We start from the raw sequence: 20,066 nt of genomic DNA, 5'->3' as shown, positions 1-20,066 counted from the left end.
ACTCAAGAAGCCAGTGGCGATACTTGCCAAAGCCCGTTCTGCTGAATCAATTGCCGGTCGCAGTCCGCATCACGGGCGGCGGCCAAAGGTTGTCCAGGCAAAGCCTGAACGACACGCTGACCCTCACTGCGCAACTGGCAAACCTGCTGCCAGAGTGCCGCATCCGTACTGTCAGGCATCCAGATACCGCCAGACGGTAACTCGATGTCAGCACGCCCCAGGGTCACCAGGGTTTTCAAATCGGTAGAAAAGCCAGTCGCCGGACGGGCGCGACCGAAATCGGCGCCGATGTCGTCGTAGCGACCGCCCTGAGCGATGGACTGGCCAACGCCCGGCACGAACACCGCGAACACCACACCGGTGTGGTAGTGGTAACCGCGCAGCTCGCCCAGATCAAAGTACAGCGGCAACTCCGGGAAGCGCGCCGACAGACGCTCGGCGATTGCCAGCAAATCTTCCAGTGCCGCCAGCACCGGCGCCGGTGCATTGGCCAGACGCTCGCGGGCTGCAGCCAGCACTTCACGACCGCCACACAGATCAACCAGCGCTCGCAGCATGCCGGACAGATCGGCCGGCAAGCCTTCGGTCAAGGTAATGACCTCGTCGATGGCCTTGCGTTGCAATGCATCGAACAACTGCTGCTCGACTTCACCGGACAGGCCGGCGGCGCGCGCCAGACCACGGTAAATGCCGACATGACCAAGGTCCATGTGCACATCCGGCACATCGGCCAGTTGCAGCATGGCCAACATCAGACTGATGACTTCAACGTCGCTGCTCGGGCTGGCATCGCCGTACAACTCGGCGCCCAACTGGATCGGGCTGCGCGAGGACGACAGTGCACGCGGTTGGGCATGCAGCACGCTGCCGGCGTAGCACAGACGGCTCGGGCCTTCACGACGCAGGGTGTGCGCATCGATGCGCGCCACTTGCGGCGTGATGTCAGCGCGGAAACCCATCTGCCGGCCCGACTGCGGGTCGATGACCTTGAAGGTACGCAGATCCAGGTCCTGGCCCGCGCCCGTCAGCAGGGATTCCAGGTACTCGATATGGGGAGTCACGACAAACTCGTAACCCCAGCTCTGGAACAGATCCAACACCTGACGACGCGCAACTTCAATGCGCGCCGCTTCTGGTGGCAGTACTTCTTCGATGCCATCTGGCAGCAGCCAGCGGTCTACCGTTGCCATTACGCCATTCCCCTTTGATCCGGGCGGCCAGCACGAGGGCGAGCCTTGAGTGAAGCAGAAAATGATCGGTCCGTTCAAAACGCACGCGCATGAACGACGCAGCGAAAGGCCTGATACCGGCTTCGCCCATCACTTTCCTCGAAAAACTGTCGAGTCATTCAACCCGATGTTCTGCAGCAAAAACAGCAATCAAACGTGCAGACGCAAAAAAGCCGGGAATTTCCCGGCTGCCGCATCATACACACGTTTTCCCAAAGGATCACCCCGCCCGAGGTTTTAGCCGCCGGGCGGAATGATTCAGGTCAACGGCGTGTCAAGGCTTGGACTTTTCCAGATAACGGAAGAAGTCGCTGCTTGGGTCGAGGACCAGGACGTCGGATTTGTTCGCGAAGCTTTCACGGTAGGCGCGCAGACTACGGTAGAAACCGTAGAACTCTTGATCCTGACCGTAGGCCTTGGAGTAGATCGCAGCGGCCTGGGCGTCACCGTCACCGCGAATCTCTTCGGACTCACGATAGGCTTCAGCCAGCAGTACGCGGCGTTGACGATCAGCGTCGGCACGGATGCCTTCAGCCAGCTCGTTACCCTTGGCGCGGTGCTCGCGAGCTTCACGCTCACGCTCGGTGCTCATACGTTCGAACACGCTGCGGTTTACTTCTTTCGGCAGATCGATGGCCTTGACCCGGACATCGACGACTTCGATACCCAGCTCTTTTTCCGCCATCTTGTTCAGCGAAGCGGTGATATCAGCCATCAGCGCATCACGCTCACCCGACACGACTTCGTGCAGGGTGCGCTTGCCGAACTGGTCACGCAGGCCGGATTCCAGACGACGGGACAGACGCTCGTCAGCAATTTGCTTGAGACCGGAAGTTGCGGTGTAGAAGCGCTCGGCATCTTTCACCCGCCACTTGGCGTAGGCATCAACCATGACGGCTTTCTTTTCCAGGGTCAGGAAGCGCTGTGTCGGTGCATCCAGCGTCATCAGACGTGCGTCGAATTTACGCACCTGGTTAACGTAAGGCACTTTCACATGCAGGCCCGGCTGAACATCCGCCTGCACCACACGACCGAATTGCAGCAGCACCGCACGCTCGGTCTGAGCGACGATGTAGAAGCAGTTCCAGCCCACCAGTACCACGACAACGCCAACGATCAGGGCGATCAGCGATTTATTGCTCATCAGCGGGTCTCCCTTGTACGCGACTGCGGCACGTCAGTGACATGCGGCGTGACGTCCGTGTTATTGCTGGCGGCGGCAGAACCAGTGACCGCTGCATTGCTGCCCGAACTGTTCTGGATCATTTTGTCCAACGGCAGGTAAAGCAGGTTGCTCTGGCCGTTCTTGTTGCCGGTCACGAGTACCTTGCTGGTGTTGCTGAAGACCTCCTGCATGGTGTCCAGGTACAGACGCTGGCGGGTGACTTCAGGCGCCTTGCGATACTCGGCGACCAGTTTGGTGAAGCGATCGGCCTCACCCTTGGCACGCGAGACCGTTTCGTCGCGGTAACCATTGGCATCCTCGAGGATACGCTGGGCCTGACCACGGGCTTCCGGCACAACGCCGTTGGCATAGGTTTCAGCCTGGTTGCGCGAACGCTGTTCGTCTTCACGGGCGCGGATCACGTCATCGAAGGCTTCCTGCACTTCACGCGGTGCTGCTGCGCTCTGTACGTTGACCTGGGTGACGGTGATACCGGTGCGATAGGTATCGAGGAAACGTTGCAGACGCTCCTTGATTTCGCTGGCCATCAACTCACGACCTTCGGTCAGCACCTGATCCATGGCGGTCGAACCCACCACGTGGCGCAGGGCGCTGTCGGTCGCATGCTGGAGGCTGATTTCCGGCTGATCGACGTTCAGCACGAAGTCCTGCAGGTTGCTGATCTTGTACTGCACGGTCAGCGGTACTTCGACGATGTTCTCGTCTTCGGTCAGCATCTGGCCCTGTTTGGTATAGGCACGCTCACGCGTGACGTTTTCCATGTACTTTTTATCGATCGGCGGGAAGTAGATGTTCAGGCCGGGGCCGACGGTTTCGTAGTACTTGCCGAAGCGCAGCACCACGGCTTGCTCCTGCTCGTCCACCACGTAGACCGCGCTGTACAGCCAGACAGCCGCCAGCACAACAAGGCCGATGCCGAGCAGACCGCCGAAGCCGCCACCACTCCTGCCCGAACCGCCGCCGTCATCACCACCGCGTTTCTTACCACCACCGAACAACCCGTTCAGGCTTTCCTGCAGCTTTCGGAAGGCCTCGTCGAGATCCGGTGGCCCCTTGCGGTCGCCGTTATTGCGGCGCTTGCCACCCCAAGGATCCTGATTGTTCGAGTTGCCACCCGGCTCATTCCAAGCCATAGCGCTCTCCATCTGATAAAGCAAAGACGCACCCACGGCGCGCCGACCAATGCTACAGAATGCCTGCCGTTGCGGCACAACCGCTTTTTCAGGCTTTTATTGCAAAGTGTGTTGCTCGATGAACTCCGTCGGCACAACGCCTTCACGACTGACCAGTCGATTGAGCTCCGAGCGCGGCAATCGAACGGCCAGCAAGCTGACACCTTCTTCGTCGTATTCTTCTTTCTGCACCGCGCCCAATTCGAAGAACTGTGCGCGCAGACGCGCAAAACGCTGAGGCAACCGTAAGGTACCGACAAACAGGTCACTGCCCAACAACTCGGCAATGGCTTGCTCAAGCAATTCCAGACCACTGCCATCACGCGCCGACAACCAGACCCGTTGCGGCCTGCCGTTTTCGTCGCGCTGGATTTGTGGCTCAACGCCTTCAAGCAAATCGAGTTTGTTGTATACCTCAAGTATCGGCAAGTCCTGGGCCCCAATCTCGCCCAGCACCACCATCACCTGCTCGATCTGCAACATCCGATCCGGTTCGGCCGCATCGATCACGTGCAACAAGAGGTCGGAGTTGCTCGACTCTTCGAGCGTAGACCGAAATGCCTCGACCAGCTTGTGCGGCAGGTGGCGAATGAACCCCACCGTGTCGGCCAGGACAATCGGCCCAAGGTCGTCCAGTTCCAGACGGCGCAGGGTCGGATCCAGCGTGGCGAACAATTGGTCGGCCGCGTACACGTCGGATTTCGTCACGTTATTGAAGAGTGTGGATTTGCCGGCGTTGGTATAGCCCACCAGGGAAACAGTAGGAATATCCGCACGGGAACGGCCGCGACGCGACTGTTCGCGCTGACTGCGCACTTTTTCCAGCCGCCCCTTGATCTGTCGCAGGCGAACCCGCAGCAGACGGCGGTCGGTTTCCAGCTGGGTTTCACCCGGACCACGCATGCCGATACCACCACCCTGACGCTCAAGGTGGGTCCAGCCACGAACCAGCCGGGTGCTCATGTGGTCAAGCTGGGCCAGTTCGACCTGGAGCTTGCCTTCATGGGTACGCGCGCGTTGGGCGAAAATATCGAGAATCAGACCGGTGCGGTCGATCACGCGACACTCGAATACACGTTCGAGGTTACGTTCCTGACTGGGCGTGAGGGTGTGATTGAAGATCACCAGATCGGCTTCTTCGGCATGTACCAGGTCGCGCAATTCCTCGACCTTGCCGCTACCAATCAGGAATTTGGCGGTTGGCCGATGACGCGGCACGTTAAAAAACGCAACGGTCTCGGCGCCCGCCGAATTAGCCAATTCCTGAAACTCCTGCGGATCTTCGCGCGCCTCAGGGTCCTGTCCATCCAAGTGAACGAGAATGACTCGCTCACCACCACCGTGGCGCTCAAAGAACAAAGGAGACTCCTATCAGGCGTTACCCGGAGCTGGATCAGCGTCGCCCTGTTCGTTTTCGGTTGCGCTAGGCAGACGAATTGGACGAACCGGCACTACTGTCGAGATAGCGTGTTTGTAAACCATTTGGCTGACGGTGTTTTTCAGCAGGATCACGAACTGGTCGAACGACTCGATCGTACCTTGCAGCTTGATACCGTTGACCAGGTAGATGGAAACCCCAACTTTCTCTTTACGTAAAGTATTCAAGTAAGGGTCTTGTAGCGAATGCCCTTTTGACATGTGCCGCACTCCTTTAAGGATTCAATAATAAAAAATAGGTAATTCAGATGGCTTTGGCCGTCACACCCCCAAGGATAGACGGCAATTGCAAGGACTCAGCTCAATATGGAGATGGTCCCAAGGTATTTCAAGGCGCGTGGCAGATTGTCGCAATCAAGACTGTCCAGCCAGTGTAAATCTTCCCAGCTGCGCAGCCAGGTGAACTGGCGTTTGGCCAATTGGCGCGTGGCAATGACTCCGCGCTCCTGCATTTCGGACAACGTCAGCTTGCCATCCAGGTAATCCCAGACTTGGCGGTACCCCACTGCACGTATAGACGGCAACCCCGAATGCAGGTCACTTCTTTTACGCAGGGCTACGACCTCGTCGATGAACCCCTGTTCCAACATATTTGTGAATCTTTGTTTAATGCGCTCGTGCAATACCTGGCGATTTGCCGGGGCAATGGCCAAGTTCGCGACAGTATAGGGCAATTGTTGCAGTCCCGAAGCGGCTGCTTCAGTACTTTGCGCAGATTGTTGCTGGCGCAGCGCGGTCATGCTCTGACCGCTGACCCGATAAACTTCCAGCGCACGACTCAAGCGCTGCGGATCGTTGGGGTGAATCCGCGCCGCCGACACTGGATCGATGATCGCCAATTGATCATGCAGAGCTTGCCAGCCAAGGCGTGCAGCATCTTCTTCGATCTGCGCACGGATGGCCGCATCGGCCGCTGGCATATCTGCCAAACCGTCAACCAGTGCCTTGTAATAGAGCATCGTGCCGCCCACCAGCAGCGGAATTTTTCCGCGTGCGGTGATTTCGGCCATCGCTTGCAGGGCATCGCGACGAAAATCCGCCGCCGAGTACGCCTCGGCCGGATCACGAATATCGATCAAACGGTGCGGATATTCGGCCAGCAGCTCTTTGGAAGGCTTGGCCGTGCCGATGTCCATGCCGCGATAGACCAGCGCCGAATCGACGCTGATCAGCTCGCACGGCAGTACCTTGGTCAGCTCGATGGCCAGATCGGTCTTGCCCGCAGCGGTCGGGCCCATCAGGAAAATCGCTGGAGGAAGCTGGCTCATCAACGACCGCGCAGGAACAGTTTGTCCAGATCGTCCAGGCCCAATTGGGTCCAGGTCGGTCGGCCATGGTTGCATTGACCGCTGCGCTCGGTGTTTTCCATGTCACGCAGCAGGCCGTTCATTTCCGGCAGGGCCAGGCGCCGGTTGGCGCGAATTGCGCCGTGGCAGGCCATGGTGCCGAGCAGTTCGTTCAGGTGCGCCTGAATCCGGTCGCTGGTGCCGTACTCCATCAAATCCGACAGCACGTCACCGACCAGGCGGTTGGCCTCGGCCTGCTTGAGCAGTGCGGGAATCTGGCGGATCGCCAGTGTTTCCGGGCCCAGACGCTGCAGTTCGAAGCCCAGACGCTGGAACCACGCCGCGTGTTCTTCGGCGCAATCAGCCTCGCGCTGACTGACCGCCAACGATTCCGGCACCAGCAACGGCTGGCCACTCAGGCCTTCGCTGGCCATGGCGATCTTCAGGCGTTCGTACATGATCCGCTCGTGAGCGGCGTGCATGTCCACCAGCACCAGACCCTGGGCGTTCTCCGACAGAATGTAGATGCCCTTGAGCTGCGCCAGTGCGTAACCAAGCGGCGGAATGTCTTCCTGACCGGCCGGCAATGCGTTGGCATTGGCCTCGGGCAGCGGTGCGAAAAACTCGCGATACGCCGCTTGGGCCTCGGCGACCGGTGGCACGGCGGATTGCGGACGCGGCGTGTATTGATACTGATAAGCGCCACCAGCGCTGCCACCTGACGAGGTGTTGAATGCCGGTTGCGCCTGCGGCTGCTCCAGCAACGCATTGGCCGCCAGACGCATTTCGCCTTGCGGTCCGAATTCGCCGGCATCAAGGCCGGTCGGACGGACGATGGCGGTGGTCACGGAACCGGCGAGCTGGTCTTCCGGACGCACATCGCCCAGCGCGCGGTGCAGCGTGCCGTAGAGGAAGTCGTGCACCATGCGCCCGTCACGAAAACGTACTTCGTGCTTGGTCGGGTGCACGTTGACGTCTACCGCCGCCGGATCGACCTCGAAAAACAACGCAAAAGTCGGATGCCGACCGTTGAACAGCACGTCGCGGTAAGCCTGACGCACCGCGTGGGCGACCAGTTTGTCGCGCACCGCACGGCCGTTGACAAAGAAATACTGCAAATCCGCCTGGCTACGGTTGAAGGTCGGCAAACCGACCCAGCCCCACAGGTGCAGACCGTTGCGTTCGATCTCGATCGGCAACGCCTGTTCAAGAAAACCCGAACCGCAGATCGCCGCCACTCGCCGCGCGCGGGCCGCATCATCATGAGCCTCGTGCAGGCTGAGGATAGTCTTGCCGTTATGACGCAGGTGAAACGCCACGTCGAAACGCGCCAGCGCCAGACGCTTGATCACTTCTTGCAGGTGATCGAATTCGGTTTTTTCAGTCTTGAGGAATTTACGCCGCGCCGGGGTGTTGAAGAACAGGTCGCGGACTTCCACCGAAGTGCCGACCGGATGCGCCGCCGGCTGAACACGGGGCGCCATGTCGCGACCTTCGGTTTCGACCTGCCAGGCCTGATCGGCGTCGCGAGTGCGCGAAGTCAGGGTCAGACGCGCCACGGAACTGATCGACGCCAATGCCTCACCACGAAAGCCCAGGCTCATCACCTGTTCCAGATCTTCCAGATTGCGGATCTTGCTGGTGGCGTGACGGGCCAGCGCCAGCGGCAGGTCATCAGCCGAAATGCCGCTGCCGTCATCGCGAACGCGCAGCAGCTTGACGCCGCCCTGCTCGACATCGACATCAATGCGCTTGGCACCGGAATCGAGGCTGTTTTCCAGCAGTTCCTTGATCACCGATGCCGGGCGCTCGACTACCTCACCGGCGGCGATCTGGTTCGCCAGCCGCGGGCTAAGCAATTCGATGCGGGCTGCGTTCGACACCTGATTCATTCTTTGGACGCCAGTTCGGTGCCAGGAATGGTCAGGTGCTGACCGACTTTCAGCTCATCGCTTTTCAGGTTATTCGCGCTGCGCAGCGTCGCCGGCGACACCTGATAGCGCACACCAATCATCGCCAGGGTCTCACCCGGGCCGACACGGTGATCACGCGGGCCTTGGGCGATCTTGCCGGAATCACGCAGCCAGGCAATGTAGGTGCCCGGTGGCGGGTTCTGCTGGAAGAACTGGCGCACGCCGCTGCTGATCGAACGCGCCAGCGCCTGCTGGTGGCTCGATGCCGAGAGCTTGTTGGCTTCGTTGGCGTTGGAGATAAACCCGGTTTCGACGAGGATCGACGGGATATCCGGCGATTTCAACACCATGAACCCGGCCTGTTCCACGCGCTGCTTGTGCAGCGGTGTCACACGACCGATGTTGGTCAGGACTTTCTGACCGACGTTGAGACTGGAGGTCAGCGAGGCGGTCATCGACAGGTCGAGCAACACGCCGGCGAGCATACGATCCTTGTCGTCGAGGCTGACGTTGCCGGCACCACCGATCAAGTCGGAACGGTTTTCGCTGTCGGCCAGCCATCGGGCGGTCTCCGACGTGGCGCCGCGATCAGACAGGGCAAATACCGAAGCACCGAAGGCTGCCGCAGACGGCGCGGCGTCGGCGTGAATCGAGACGAACAGGTCGGCGCCCTTCTTGCGGGCGATCTCGGTACGGCCGCGCAACGGGATGAAATAGTCGCCAGTACGCGTCAGTTCGGCGCGGAAACCTTTCATGCCGTTGACCTGACGCTGCAATTCGCGCGCGATCTGCAACACCACGTCTTTCTCACGCTGGCCGCGTGAGCCAGAGGCCCCCGGGTCTTCACCACCGTGCCCGGCGTCGATCACCACAATAATGTCGCGCTTGCCAGGCGGGGCCGGCGGCAACTTGATTGCCGGCTCGGAAGGCGTGACTGGCACCGCAGGCATGGTCGCCACTGACGGCGTTGGAGCAGGCACAGGCGCTGGTGCCGCATCGGCCGCGTTGTCGAACAGATCGACCACCAGACGGTTGCCGTACTGCGCGTTAGGCGCCAGCGAGAAGCTTTTCGGGGTGACGGCTTTCTTCAGGTCGATGACTACCCGCAAGTCAGTCGGCGTGCGCTGGGCAGAGCGCATCGCGGTAATCGGCGTGTTCGCGGTCTGCACATTCAACGGTGCGCCCAAGGTGGCGCCGTTGATGTCGATCACCAGCCGATCCGGTGCAGTCAGGGTGAAGACGCTGTGCTGCACTGGGCCGCTGAGGTCGAAGACCAGCCGCGTGTTGTCCGGTGCGCGCCACAGGCGCACGCTGTTGACCTTCGTATCGGCCACAGCGTTGACGGTTACTGCCATCAATATCAGTCCAGCGGCAGCCACCAACGCGCGAAAGCGCATACCTAACCCCATCATTTAATTGGATTCCAATGCCAAAGCGGCACACCAGGCCTCGCCGCGCGACCCCTGGGATAAAATTTTCAGCGAACGCCCGCTGTCTTGCGGGCTAATGGTAATGGTCAGGTCAGGCTTTGGCAAAAAGCCTGCACCTTTATCGGGCCACTCGATCAGGCACAGGGCGTCGTCTTCGAAATAGTCACGGATGCCGAGAAACTCCAGTTCCTCCGGATCGACCAGGCGATACAGGTCGAAGTGGAAGGCGCGCACGTCGCCGATCTCGTAGGGCTCGACCAACGTGAAGGTCGGACTTTTTACCGCACCGACATGCCCCAACCCACGGATGATGCCCCGGGACAGCGTGGTCTTGCCCATCCCCAGATTGCCTTCCAGAAAAATCAGGCCATGGCCCCGGGTCACGCGGGCGATCCGTGCGCCAAAGTCGCTCATGGCCTGTTCATCGGCCAGGTACAGGGTTACTTCAGACACGGTGCATGCTCCTCCAACAACTGACGAATGGCTGGAATCAGATCACTGGCCGCCAGCCCACGGCCGAATTTCCCTTGTTGCATACCGGCATTGGCGTGCAGCCAAACCGCCAGGCAGGCGGCATCGAAACCGTTCATGCCTTGCGCCAGCAGTGCGCCGACCAAACCCGCCAGCACATCGCCGAGACCGGCGGTGGCCATGGCCGGATGGCCCTGATGACACAGCGCCAGACGTCCATCGGGATGCGCAATCAGACTGCCGGCCCCCTTCAACACCACCACCGCTGTATATTTTTTGCTCAACGCCAACGCCGCAGCAGGACGATCGGCCTGCACTTGTGCAGTACTGATCCCCAGCAAACGTGCAGCCTCGCCCGGATGCGGAGTGATCACGCAGTCCTTGGGCAGGCTGACGAAGCCGGTCGCCAGCAAGTTCAACGCATCAGCGTCCCACACTTGCGGCAACGGCGCGTTGGCCGCAGCGGACAACAACGCCCGCCCCCAACTCGCTTGCCCCAGACCTGGCCCTATAACCAAGACTGAAACCTTGTCCAGCAAGCCCATTAACTGGTTGGCCGATGAAGCGCCAAGCGCCATGGCTTCCGGCACGCGGCTCAAGGCTGCCGGCACGTGTTCCGGGCGAGTGGCCAGCGAAACCATGCCGGCGCCGCTGCGCAGGGCGCTTTCGGTGCTGAGCAGAATCGCCCCGCCGAAACCGTGATCGCCGCCGATCAGCAGCACGTGGCCGAATCGGCCTTTGTGCGCTGCCGGTGCACGTGCAGCCAATCGCGGAAGATTAGCCGCGTTAAGGCGTACGGCGCTGACAGGAATGTCACGACAGGTTTCGGCCGAGGCCTGCAAATCGTTAAACACTAGCCCGCCGATGTGATCCGCTGCGTCACCGGTAAACAGGCCGATTTTCAAACCAATGAAGGTGACAGTGAGGTCGGCGCGGACTGCGTCACCGAGTACATGTCCGGTATCGGCGCAGAGCCCGGAAGGAATATCCACCGCGATCACCGGCAAGCCGCTGGCATTGATCGCTTTGATCGCACTGGCATAAGGCTCGCGCACGTCACCGCCAAGGCCGGTGCCGAGCAAGGCATCGACGATGACACCGCGCAACTCGCTTTGCGCAGTCCAGTCCTGCACGGTGACGCCTTCAGCCAACGCCTCGGCATGGGCCAATGCGGCATCACCCTGCAAGCGCTGCGGGTCACCGACCGCCAACACCCGAACCGTCCAGCCTGCGCGCCGCGCCAGCGCAGCGACCAGATAGCCGTCACCTGCGTTGTTGCCATGCCCGGCCAACACGCTCAGTTCGGTCGCAGAAGGCCATTGCCGAACCAGCGCTCGCCATGTCGCATGGGCGGCGCGCTGCATCAATTCGAAGCCCGGCGTACCGGCAGCGATCAGCCGCGCATCGAGTTCGCGCACCTGTGCGGCGCGGTACAGCGCGTCGGGTAATTCATCTTTCGTGTGCGGCATGCGTCTTCGGGCTCCGATGTCTGGCAGAATTATACGCACCTCAGCTCCGGTTTCTCTCGCCTCATGTCCGCCATCACCACAGACCTGCCCGCCCTCGCCCAATCGATCAAGGATTGGGGCCGCGAGCTGGGCTTTCAGCAAGTCGGCATCAGCGGCGTCGATCTGGCCGAACATGAGCAGCATCTGGAGCGCTGGCTCGCGGCCGGCTACCACGGCGAAATGGACTACATGGGCGCCCACGGCAGCAAACGCTCGCACCCGGAACAACTGGTGCCAGGCACTTTGCGCGTGGTTTCGCTGCGCATGGACTACCTGCCGGGCGACACCGAAATGGCCAAACGCCTGGCGCAACCGGAAAAAGCCTACGTGTCGCGTTATGCCTTGGGCCGCGATTACCACAAATTGATCCGTAAACGTGTTCAACAATTGGCCGACAAGATTCAATCCGAGATCGGACCGTTCGGTTTTCGCGCCTTTGTCGACAGCGCCCCGGTGCTGGAAAAAGCCATCGCCGAACAGGCCGGGCTGGGCTGGATCGGCAAGAACACCCTGGTGTTGAACCGCAAGGCCGGCAGTTATTTCTTTTTAAGCGAACTCTTCGTCGACCTGCCGCTGCCGGTGGATGAGCCGCACAGCAGCGAACATTGCGGCCGCTGCACCGCGTGCCTCGATATCTGCCCGACCAACGCCTTTGTCGGTCCGTACGTGCTGGACGCGCGGCGCTGCATTTCCTACCTGACCATCGAACTGAAAAACGCCATCCCCGAAGACCTTCGCCCGTTGATCGGCAACCGCGTATTCGGCTGCGATGACTGTCAGATCGTCTGCCCGTGGAACCGCTTTGCCAAGCCTTCCGGGGAAAGCGATTTCAAGCCACGGCACAATCTCGACAATGCCGAACTAGCCGAACTGTTCATGTGGGATGAAGACAAGTTTCTCAGCAGCACCGAAGGCTCGCCGCTGCGCCGCGCCGGTTACGAGCGCTGGCTGCGCAATCTGGCGGTGGGACTCGGTAATGCGCCGTCGAGCATTCCGGTGCTGGAAGCCTTGAAGGCACGCCGTGACTATCCGTCAGAGCTGGTGCGCGAGCACGTCGAGTGGGCGCTGAAACAACATGCCGAGCGTCAAGGCGCGTCGTTATAGACGAACTTGGGCATCTCCCAATGAAACCGGATCGCCAGCAGACGCAATAGAAAGCCGCCGAACAGTGTGATCAAAATCGCCTGCTCACTCGGCACATTGAGATACAGGCACAGCATGTAGCACCACGCCGCCGCGAACGACACGCTGGCGTAGAGCTCACGGCGGAAGATCAGCGGGATGTCGTTGCAGAATATATCGCGCAGAATGCCGCCGAACACGCCGGTAATCACACCGCTGACCGAAGCCACCAGCATGCCGTGGCCCATTTCCAGAGCAGTCATGCAGCCGATCAGGGTAAACGCCACCAGACCGACGGCATCCAGCACCAGAAACAGCGAACGCAAATGACGCATCCAGCGGGCGGTAAACACAGTAATCATCGCGGCGACGGTGGTCAGCACCAGGTACTCCGGATGCTTGACCCACGTCAGCGGGTAATGCCCGAGCAGCACATCGCGCACTGACCCGCCGCCCAACGCCGTGACACAGGCGATCAGCACCACGCCAAACCAGTCCATGCCGCGTCGGCCTGCGGACAGGGCACCGGTCATGGCTTCGGCGGTAATGGCAACGAGGTAGAGCATTAGCAGCATGATGGCGATCCAGGCAGGAAGGCGCGCAGTCTAGCCATTTCAGCGCCGCACCAGAAGGGGGCGCGCTCCGGGATGCATTTCTGACTTGAATCTTCCGAGGACTCTGTCGCCCTCTTCGCGAGCAAGCCCGCTCCCACAGGGGGAACGCATCCCAAATTGTGGGAGCGGGCTTGCTCGCGAAGACGTCAGTGCAGACACCGCTCAATCAGAACTTGATGAAGTGCTTGCGGTAGTGCTGCAACTCGGCGATGGATTCGCGGATGTCGTCCAGTGCCAGGTGCGTGCTGCCCTTCTTGAAGCTGTCGCGCACATCCGGTGCCCAGCGGGCGGCCAGTTCCTTGAGCGTGGAGACGTCGAGGTTGCGGTAGTGGAAGTAGCTTTCCAGCGCTTTCATGTGGGTATAAAGGAAGCGGCGATCCTGGCAGATGCTATTGCCGCAGATCGGCGACTTGCCCTTCGGCACCCACTTCTCCAGGAAGGCAATGGTTTCAGCTTCGGCTTCGGCCATGCTGATGCGGCTGTCGCGTACGCGCTGAGTGAGGCCAGAGTTGCCGTGGGTGCGGGTGTTCCACTCGTCCATGCGCGCGAGGACTTCATCGCTGTGGTGGATGGCGATCACCGGGCCTTCGGCCAAGGTATTGAGGTCACTGTCGGTGACGATAGTGGCCATTTCGATGATGACGTCGTTATCCGGATCCAGACCGGTCATTTCCAGGTCGATCCAGATCAGATTCTGCGGGTTTTGCATATTTCGGCTCCTAGGCAATGCTGCGCAGTTTAGCCTAGGCCGGTGCCCGGGCGTGCTAAACTCGCGGCCGTTTTACCTAATCGCTGCATTCTTCAGACGGAACACCCATGGCCAAACGCCAACTCAATCGTCGTCAAAACTGGCGCATCGAAAAGATTCAAGGCGAGCGCGCCGCACGCGCCGCCAAACGCGAGTCCTCGGCTGTCGAAGCCCTGGAGGGCGGCGACCTCGGCCCGGAACAGCACGGCCTGGTGATTGCCCACTTCGGTGTGCAGGTCGAAGTCGAGGCCAAGGACGGCGAACTCGCCGGCCAGGTGTTCCGTTGCCACTTGCGTGCCAACCTGCCCGCGCTGGTAACCGGCGACCAGGTGGTCTGGCGTGCCGGCAACCAGGGCATCGGCGTTATCGTCGCGCAACTGCCGCGCAGCACCGAGCTGTGCCGCCCGGACAGCCGAGGCCAGCTCAAGCCGGTCGCGGCCAACGTCGACATGATCGTCATCGTTTTCGCCCCACTGCCCGAGCCGCATGCCAACCTGATCGACCGCTACCTCGTAGCCGCCGAACACGCCGGCATCCGCCCGTTGCTGCTGCTGAACAAATTCGACCTGATCGACGAGCAGAACGCCCCGGCGCTCAACGCCCTGCTGGCCGTTTACCGCACGCTGGGTTATCCGGTGCTGGAAGTCTCGGCGCACCACGGCAACGGCATGGAACAATTGCAAAAGCAGCTCGACGGACGCATCAGCGTGTTCGTCGGCCAGTCCGGCGTCGGCAAGTCGTCGCTGGTCAACAGCTTGCTGCCTGAGGTTGAAACCCGCGTCGGGCCGTTGTCCGAGTTGTCGGGCCAAGGCACGCATACCACGACCACCGCACGGCTGTTCCACTTCCCCGGCGGCGGTGAGTTGATCGACTCCCCGGGTATTCGTGAATTCGGCCTCGGCCACGTCAGCCGCGCCGATGTCGAAGCCGGCTTCATCGAGTTCAACGACCTGCTCGGCACCTGCCGCTTCCGCGACTGCAAGCATGATCGTGAACCGGGTTGCGCACTGCTCAAGGCCCTGGAAGATGGCCGCGTGCAGCAGCAGCGAATGAACAGCTACCGCTCGATCATCGCCAGCCTGCCTGAAAACGGCTATTAAACAGACGCACCGGCAGCCCTGAGACCCAGGGCTGCCGGTTGTCGGATCACGCCTGACAAACCCGCAAAACGCTTAAACATCAGACTTTTCTGTAGGCGTTTGCACGCCTGTTTGCAGGACATTTCTCTTTTGCCGCCAGCACCTTGTAGGCATCACGCAGATGCCTACAGTCGGTTCCTCCTTCGCACTTTCGCGACCTCCGAGGAACCCCATGCAAACCTATCATTTGTTCATCAGCCACTCGTGGAACTACTCCCACGCCCACGACAATCTGGTGCGTCTGCTCGGCGCTCAACCGGATTTCACCTTCAAGAATTTTTCCGTGCCGCCGCACAACCCGATCATGGGCGCGCAAACCGATAAACAACTGGAAGAAGCCATCGAGAACAAGATCCGCCCTTGCTCGGCAGTGCTGATCATGGCCGGCATGTATTCGACCTACAGCAAGTGGATCAACAAGGAAATCGAGATTGCCAAGCGCATGGGCAAGGTGATCATCGCGATCAAACCGTTCGGCGCCGAGCGGATCTCCACCGTGGTGCGCAACGCGGCGCATGCCGAATGCGCCTGGAGCACCAAAAGCATCGTCGCCGCCATTCGCCAGCACACGGCGGTGTAACCATGCGCAAGGGACTGTTTATCGGCATCAACGACTACACCCATGTTTCGCGTCTGAGCGGTTGCAATAACGATGCGATGGCCATGGCTTCGGTTCTGGAACGCCACGCCAACGGGCGCCCGAACTTCAGCAGCAAAGTGCTGACATCGGCCGAGGAAAATCTGACCCTCACGGCCATGAAGCAGCATATTCAGAGCCTGTTTTCAGGCGATTGTGATGTGGCGTTGCTGTATTTCGCTGGCCACGGTCAGTTCGACACCAACATAGATGAAGGGCTGCTGATTCCGCAGGACTACCAACCGGGTGGGGAAGGCATTCGTATCAGCGACATTCTGGAATGGGCCGACAAGGCTCCGCATATCAAGAACAAAATCATCATTCTTGATTGCTGTCAGGCCGGCGCGGCCGGCGCCATGCGCGGCTTGCGCGGTGGCAGCAGCGTGATTGGCGAAGGCATGACCATTCTCACCGCCTGCAAAAAAGAACAGGCCGCCCTCGAGAGTCGCGGCCACGGTGTGTTCACCGACCTGCTGTTACAGGCCCTGCACGGTGGCGCCGCCAACGTGCTCGGCAAGGTCACACCGGGTAGCGTTTACTCGTTTGTCGACAATGCGCTGGGGGCGTGGGAGCAGCGTCCGGTGTTCAAGACCAATGTTTCGCAGTTTGTGCCGCTGCGCGAAGTGGCGCCGCTGATCGCCGAAGAAACCCTGCGCAAACTCAAGGATTGGTTCCCGGAGCCGAGTTTTGTTTTCAGGCTCGATCCGAGCTACGAGCCCACCGAGCCCTGCTTCGATGCGGATCACGGCGACATCTTCAAACAACTGCAAATGTGCAATCGCCACAGCCTGATCGAACCGGTGGACGCCGAACACATGTATTACGCGGCCATCAACTCCACCGGCTGCCGCCTCACCGCCCTCGGCGCCTACTACCGCGAACTCGCTCTCAAAGGACACTTCTGATGCCCGTCTTCATCAGCTACCGCCACATGGATCGCGCCCACGCCATGGCCATCAACAGCCGCCTGATCCAGGCCAACATCAAAACCTACCTCGACGTGCTCGACCCGGAATCCCAGACCACCGACGACATTACCGGCGTCATCACCCGCAACATCACTGAATGCACCCACTTGCTGGCAGTGGTTTCGGAAAAGACTGCGTTGTCGTGGTGGGTGCCGTTTGAAATCGGCGAGGCGACGATCAGCAACCGACGGATCTGTTCGTTCAAGACCGGGCCGACGGAATTACCGTTGTATCTGGATAAATGGCCGAAGCTGAGCACAGCCAGCGATCTGGATTTCTTTATCGACGCCTATCGTGAAGAAGTGTCGAGCAAGCGTTCAATGACGCTGGACTCGAGCAACGAATCGTTCAGCGGCACCTATAAACGCAACGCCGAGATTTTCCATGAACAACTGAAAAACCGGATTCGGCGGGGGTTCTGACCGACATAAAAAAAGCCGCGACACCGTCGCGGCTTTTTAACTTTCAAAGGCTGGGCGCGACTCGATCCAGCTTCCAGCCCAACGCATCCAGCGCGTCACAGCCGTCCTGAAGCAGGATATGCGCGGCGCTGGCGAAGTGTTCCAGATCATGACCTTCGGCATCATTGACGCACAGGCAACTGACGCTATTGAGCATATTGCGCAGGATGTTCAAGCGATGCTTTGCGGTTTCGAGAAGGGCCGAGGCCTTGGCTTCGGTGTCGATATAGAGCGTGGGGGTGGTGCTTATGTTGCCTTGCAGGGGGCGGAAATCAGCCATGGTCAAACTCCAATGGTTTACGGACATTCCATCTTGTTTCGACCGGCTAAGATCGGTCACTGGATTGAACAGTGACAGAAAGGACTATAGGCAGAGTCCATGGGATTTAGAACCATTGCCCAGGAGTTTCAGATCGATCCTACAGCCAGTTCAGCCTCGCGTTTGGCGATGGCTGCTTCCAGCTCTGGAGAGCGTTTGGCCCAATGTTCCGGCGGGAGTGGTTTTGACCATTCGATGATGTCGGGATAGGGCAAGTCGGGAGGCGGGTTCAACTTCCAACGCTCCAGCACATCGATCAGCAGCGTGTTGAATATGAATATTCCGCAGAACCCTTCCCAGAGAACGGTTACGAACCAGCCTCTCAACTTCGCGGCTTTGATCAGATCGTCCAAATAAGTCGCCCAAATTCCTTTTGACCTGTCGAAACGCGCGGTTTGATCCTCAACAGCCTCTGGCCCGATCTCCATGTAACTGCGCATGCATTCCCACAACGCCATCGCCGTGGTGCCGTCGCCACAGTTGAAGCCCAGCGAAAAATGCTTGTTGTCATCCGTGGCGTGCGGGTCGGGGGTTTCGAAACCGATGACCAGAAGGCCCATCGTGGCTTTGCCGGCCTGACTGACTGATGACTGCTGAGTGGCGGCGGCTGTCACGGTTTCCCAAGGGACGATCCAGTACTCGCCGTTGTCGCGAGGGACGCAGACTTCGCGGCGTTGGCGGTTGAAGCGTATGGGTAAGGGGACTTCTCGGAAGAGGCCTTGGATTAAGAAAAAAATCGGGATGACCATGATGCAGGCTCCCAAAATCAATGCATCAGGATCTTTGAAAAGATAGGCCAGCCCTAAGAACAGCATAACCATCGGCCACATCACCATCACCGCCGAACCGATGCTGTAGTTACCAATATCGAGAAACACCTCGTTCTTACGCCAGATGATGTTGAGCACATCAGAAGGTTTCCTACCGGTGGGAATAGGTAGTGGCGCGAGATAGTCATTTCGCGAAAACATTCTTTTTTCGGTTGCTCCTGCCGGTGGCGTACTCATCGTTTGTCCTTGGGTCGCAGGTAAATGGCGCCGGGGTGATCCTTGCCGAGCGGGTAATTCGGCACACGATCAAGTTCGGGAGTTGGGTCATTTCTCAGTGCTATGACGCCCGTGGAGTTGTTCAAGGTAAAAGCCAAACCACGCTCCCCGCCGATAAAACTTCGAGCGCCCAGAATCCCGGTCAATGGCGTGCGATAACGCAATCTTAGCGACAACGTGCCAGGTGGTGTGCGCAGTACGTCTTTCACCTCTTTGAAAGGGCCGCTTATACGCAGCCCCTGACCTTCGTCGATCGGTATCCACTGGCAACTACTGTCGGACAACCAGAAGGGCGTCATATCACGCCAAGGCCTCGGCGCCTTGTAGCTATTGGTCGGGCTGTTCTTAATCAGATGCCGATAGCCCTGAGTATCCGATCTCAAGCCAACTCTCTTTCAGCGTGCGCAGCCAGTTCAGCCTCGCGTTTGGCGATGGCTGCTTCCAGTTCTGGAGAGCGTTTGGTCCATTGTTCAGGTGGGATTGGTTTCGACCATTCGATGATGTCGGGGTAGAGCAGATCGGGTGGCGGGTAAAGCTTCTTCCTTTGCAGGTAGGTGGCGAGAGGAGCATTGAAGATGAATACGCCAAAGACACCTTCCCACAACAGGGTCAAAAACCAGCCACGTTCTTTGGCTTTATCCTTCATGTAATCGATGTAGTAACGCAGGTTGGCCCCTGAATTAAGCGCTGCGGCATCCGGTGCCGCCTCTGGCCCAACTTCCATGTAACTGCGCATGCATTCCCACAGAGCCATCCCCGTCGTGCCACCGCCACAGTTGAAGCCCAGCGAAAAATGCTTGTTGTCTTCCGTGGCGTGCGGGTCGGGGTTTTCGAAACCGATGACCAGTAAACCCATTGTGGCTTTGCCGGCTTGACTGACCGACGACTGCTGAGTGGCCGCCGCCGTCACGGTTTCCCAAGGGACAATCCAGTACTCTCCGTTGTCGCGGGGGACGCAGACTTCTCGGCGTTGGCGATTGAAGCGTATGGGTAAAGGGACTTCGCGGAAGAGGCCTTGGATCAACCAAAAGATAGGGAGAGCCATGATACAAGCTCCTAATATCAACGCGTCAGGGTCATCGAAAACGTATGCCAGCCCCAAAAACAACATCACTCCGGGCCACATCACCATCACCGCCGAACCGATGCTGTAGTTACCGATATCGAGAACCGCCTCATTCTTGCGCCAGATGGTGTTGAGCACATCGCAAGGCCTTTCACCCGTAGGAATTGGCAATGGCGCCAGATAGTCATTGCGCGAAAACATCCTTTTTTCCGTTGTGCCTGCCGGTGGCGTACTCATCGCTTGTCCTTTGGTTGCAGGTAAATGGCGCCGGGGTGATCCTCGCCGAGCGGGTAATTCGGTACACGATCAAGTTC

General features: G+C 59.6%; 21 protein-coding genes. 5 read left to right on the top strand and 16 right to left on the bottom strand.

Translation table 11 applies throughout. From position 1 onward, the window contains the following. Positions 1-2 precede the first annotated feature (2 nt). The 10 genes from KI231_RS02830 to KI231_RS02785 all read right to left on the bottom strand — a co-directional run bounded on the left by KI231_RS02830 (position 3) and on the right by KI231_RS02785 (position 11,593). On the bottom strand, positions 3-1,190 hold the full coding sequence (locus KI231_RS02830) for an ATP phosphoribosyltransferase regulatory subunit (protein ID WP_103304665.1): 1,188 nt from the start codon (positions 1,188-1,190) through the stop codon (positions 3-5). A 313-nt stretch (positions 1,191-1,503) separates the two neighbouring features. Continuing rightward, the gene (gene hflC, locus KI231_RS02825) at positions 1,504-2,373 is read right to left on the bottom strand and encodes a protease modulator HflC (RefSeq protein WP_007950723.1); all 870 of its coding nucleotides are present in this window, start codon (positions 2,371-2,373) and stop codon (positions 1,504-1,506) included. Further along, a complete protein-coding gene (gene hflK, locus KI231_RS02820) occupies positions 2,373-3,548 on the bottom strand; it encodes an FtsH protease activity modulator HflK (RefSeq protein ID WP_103304664.1) in 1,176 nt (391 codons plus the stop codon). Before hflK ends, hflC begins: the two co-directional genes overlap by 1 nt. 96 nt (positions 3,549-3,644) lie before the next feature. Beyond that, positions 3,645-4,946 carry a ribosome rescue GTPase HflX gene (gene hflX, locus KI231_RS02815; protein ID WP_103304663.1) on the bottom strand — a complete coding sequence of 434 codons (1,302 nt, stop codon included), beginning with the start codon at positions 4,944-4,946 and terminating at the stop codon, positions 3,645-3,647. A gap of 12 nt (positions 4,947-4,958) precedes the next feature. Then, positions 4,959-5,225 carry an RNA chaperone Hfq gene (hfq, locus tag KI231_RS02810; protein ID WP_095109354.1) on the bottom strand — a complete coding sequence of 89 codons (267 nt, stop codon included), beginning with the start codon at positions 5,223-5,225 and terminating at the stop codon, positions 4,959-4,961. A gap of 95 nt (positions 5,226-5,320) precedes the next feature. After that, positions 5,321-6,292, bottom strand: a complete 972-nt coding sequence (miaA, locus tag KI231_RS02805; RefSeq protein WP_213027377.1) for a tRNA (adenosine(37)-N6)-dimethylallyltransferase MiaA — start codon at positions 6,290-6,292, stop codon at positions 5,321-5,323. Continuing rightward, complete coding sequence (gene mutL, locus KI231_RS02800) at positions 6,292-8,193, bottom strand: DNA mismatch repair endonuclease MutL (RefSeq protein WP_213027376.1); 1,902 nt, start codon at positions 8,191-8,193, stop codon at positions 6,292-6,294. Before mutL ends, miaA begins: the two co-directional genes overlap by 1 nt. Before the next feature lie 5 nt (positions 8,194-8,198). Then, positions 8,199-9,578, bottom strand: coding sequence for an N-acetylmuramoyl-L-alanine amidase (locus KI231_RS02795; RefSeq protein WP_371919316.1), 1,380 nt, complete (start codon positions 9,576-9,578; stop codon positions 8,199-8,201). Between the two features lie 57 nt (positions 9,579-9,635). Then, entirely contained in the window at positions 9,636-10,106 is a 471-nt protein-coding gene (gene tsaE, locus KI231_RS02790) for a tRNA (adenosine(37)-N6)-threonylcarbamoyltransferase complex ATPase subunit type 1 TsaE (protein ID WP_027611413.1), read from the bottom strand. Beyond that, complete coding sequence (locus tag KI231_RS02785) at positions 10,094-11,593, bottom strand: NAD(P)H-hydrate dehydratase (protein WP_103304659.1); 1,500 nt, start codon at positions 11,591-11,593, stop codon at positions 10,094-10,096. Before KI231_RS02785 ends, tsaE begins: the two co-directional genes overlap by 13 nt. A 63-nt stretch (positions 11,594-11,656) precedes the next feature. On the opposite strand from KI231_RS02785, the gene queG reads away from it, so the two are divergent. Beyond that, positions 11,657-12,736, top strand: coding sequence for a tRNA epoxyqueuosine(34) reductase QueG (queG, locus tag KI231_RS02780; RefSeq protein WP_213027375.1), 1,080 nt, complete (start codon positions 11,657-11,659; stop codon positions 12,734-12,736). Here queG and KI231_RS02775 read toward each other — a convergent pair. After that, positions 12,718-13,332 carry a trimeric intracellular cation channel family protein gene (locus KI231_RS02775; protein WP_213028731.1) on the bottom strand — a complete coding sequence of 205 codons (615 nt, stop codon included), beginning with the start codon at positions 13,330-13,332 and terminating at the stop codon, positions 12,718-12,720. The two genes, queG and KI231_RS02775, sit on opposite strands and share 19 nt — an antisense overlap. A 202-nt stretch (positions 13,333-13,534) precedes the next feature. Beyond that, entirely contained in the window at positions 13,535-14,077 is a 543-nt protein-coding gene (gene orn, locus KI231_RS02770; RefSeq protein WP_053116764.1) for an oligoribonuclease, read from the bottom strand. A gap of 107 nt (positions 14,078-14,184) precedes the next feature. On the opposite strand from orn, the gene rsgA reads away from it, so the two are divergent. The 4 genes from rsgA (at position 14,185) to KI231_RS02750 (ending at position 17,282) form a co-directional block, all read left to right on the top strand. Continuing rightward, complete coding sequence (gene rsgA / locus KI231_RS02765; protein ID WP_213027374.1) at positions 14,185-15,216, top strand: small ribosomal subunit biogenesis GTPase RsgA; 1,032 nt, start codon at positions 14,185-14,187, stop codon at positions 15,214-15,216. Between the two features lie 211 nt (positions 15,217-15,427). Further along, complete coding sequence (locus KI231_RS02760; protein ID WP_213027373.1) at positions 15,428-15,835, top strand: TIR domain-containing protein; 408 nt, start codon at positions 15,428-15,430, stop codon at positions 15,833-15,835. Positions 15,836-15,837: 2 nt separating this feature from the next. Then, on the top strand, positions 15,838-16,797 hold the full coding sequence (locus KI231_RS02755) for a caspase family protein (protein WP_213027372.1): 960 nt from the start codon (positions 15,838-15,840) through the stop codon (positions 16,795-16,797). Continuing rightward, positions 16,797-17,282: a toll/interleukin-1 receptor domain-containing protein gene (locus tag KI231_RS02750; protein WP_213027371.1), complete on the top strand. Its 486-nt coding sequence runs from the start codon at positions 16,797-16,799 to the stop codon at positions 17,280-17,282. Before KI231_RS02755 ends, KI231_RS02750 begins: the two co-directional genes overlap by 1 nt. Positions 17,283-17,325: 43 nt before the next feature. On the opposite strand, the gene KI231_RS02745 is transcribed toward KI231_RS02750, so the two are convergent. The 4 genes from KI231_RS02745 to KI231_RS02730 all read right to left on the bottom strand — a co-directional run bounded on the left by KI231_RS02745 (position 17,326) and on the right by KI231_RS02730 (position 19,989). Then, entirely contained in the window at positions 17,326-17,601 is a 276-nt protein-coding gene (locus KI231_RS02745) for a hypothetical protein (protein WP_213027370.1), read from the bottom strand. A gap of 128 nt (positions 17,602-17,729) precedes the next feature. Then, positions 17,730-18,647: a DUF6708 domain-containing protein gene (locus KI231_RS02740; RefSeq protein WP_213027369.1), complete on the bottom strand. Its 918-nt coding sequence runs from the start codon at positions 18,645-18,647 to the stop codon at positions 17,730-17,732. Next, positions 18,644-19,069: a hypothetical protein gene (locus KI231_RS02735; RefSeq protein WP_213027368.1), complete on the bottom strand. Its 426-nt coding sequence runs from the start codon at positions 19,067-19,069 to the stop codon at positions 18,644-18,646. Before KI231_RS02735 ends, KI231_RS02740 begins: the two co-directional genes overlap by 4 nt. Next, complete coding sequence (locus KI231_RS02730) at positions 19,066-19,989, bottom strand: DUF6708 domain-containing protein (protein ID WP_213027367.1); 924 nt, start codon at positions 19,987-19,989, stop codon at positions 19,066-19,068. Before KI231_RS02730 ends, KI231_RS02735 begins: the two co-directional genes overlap by 4 nt. Positions 19,990-20,066 lie beyond the last annotated feature (77 nt).

The organism is Pseudomonas sp. Seg1 (assembly GCF_018326005.1).
GTDB lineage: Bacteria > Pseudomonadota > Gammaproteobacteria > Pseudomonadales > Pseudomonadaceae > Aquipseudomonas.
This window is presented reverse-complemented; position numbering and strand designations above follow the sequence as displayed.

Bases quoted from the DNA above. Each gene is read 5' to 3' on its own strand.
- KI231_RS02830 (WP_103304665.1), bottom strand. From the start codon at position 1,190: ATGGCAACGGTAGACCGCTGGCTGCTGCCAGATGGCATCGAAGAAGTA.
- hflC (WP_007950723.1), bottom strand. From the start codon at position 2,373: ATGAGCAATAAATCGCTGATCGCCCTGATCGTTGGCGTTGTCGTGGTA.
- hflK (WP_103304664.1), bottom strand. From the start codon at position 3,548: ATGGCTTGGAATGAGCCGGGTGGCAACTCGAACAATCAGGATCCTTGG.
- hfq (WP_095109354.1), bottom strand. From the start codon at position 5,225: ATGTCAAAAGGGCATTCGCTACAAGACCCTTACTTGAATACTTTACGT.
- miaA (WP_213027377.1), bottom strand. From the start codon at position 6,292: ATGAGCCAGCTTCCTCCAGCGATTTTCCTGATGGGCCCGACCGCTGCG.
- KI231_RS02795 (WP_371919316.1), bottom strand. From the start codon at position 9,578: ATGGCAGTAACCGTCAACGCTGTGGCCGATACGAAGGTCAACAGCGTG.
- KI231_RS02785 (WP_103304659.1), bottom strand. From the start codon at position 11,593: ATGCCGCACACGAAAGATGAATTACCCGACGCGCTGTACCGCGCCGCA.
- queG (WP_213027375.1), top strand. From the start codon at position 11,657: ATGTCCGCCATCACCACAGACCTGCCCGCCCTCGCCCAATCGATCAAG.
- orn (WP_053116764.1), bottom strand. From the start codon at position 14,077: ATGCAAAACCCGCAGAATCTGATCTGGATCGACCTGGAAATGACCGGT.
- rsgA (WP_213027374.1), top strand. From the start codon at position 14,185: ATGGCCAAACGCCAACTCAATCGTCGTCAAAACTGGCGCATCGAAAAG.
- KI231_RS02760 (WP_213027373.1), top strand. From the start codon at position 15,428: ATGCAAACCTATCATTTGTTCATCAGCCACTCGTGGAACTACTCCCAC.
- KI231_RS02755 (WP_213027372.1), top strand. From the start codon at position 15,838: ATGCGCAAGGGACTGTTTATCGGCATCAACGACTACACCCATGTTTCG.
- KI231_RS02750 (WP_213027371.1), top strand. From the start codon at position 16,797: ATGCCCGTCTTCATCAGCTACCGCCACATGGATCGCGCCCACGCCATG.
- KI231_RS02745 (WP_213027370.1), bottom strand. From the start codon at position 17,601: ATGGCTGATTTCCGCCCCCTGCAAGGCAACATAAGCACCACCCCCACG.
- KI231_RS02740 (WP_213027369.1), bottom strand. From the start codon at position 18,647: ATGAGTACGCCACCGGCAGGAGCAACCGAAAAAAGAATGTTTTCGCGA.
- KI231_RS02730 (WP_213027367.1), bottom strand. From the start codon at position 19,989: ATGAGTACGCCACCGGCAGGCACAACGGAAAAAAGGATGTTTTCGCGC.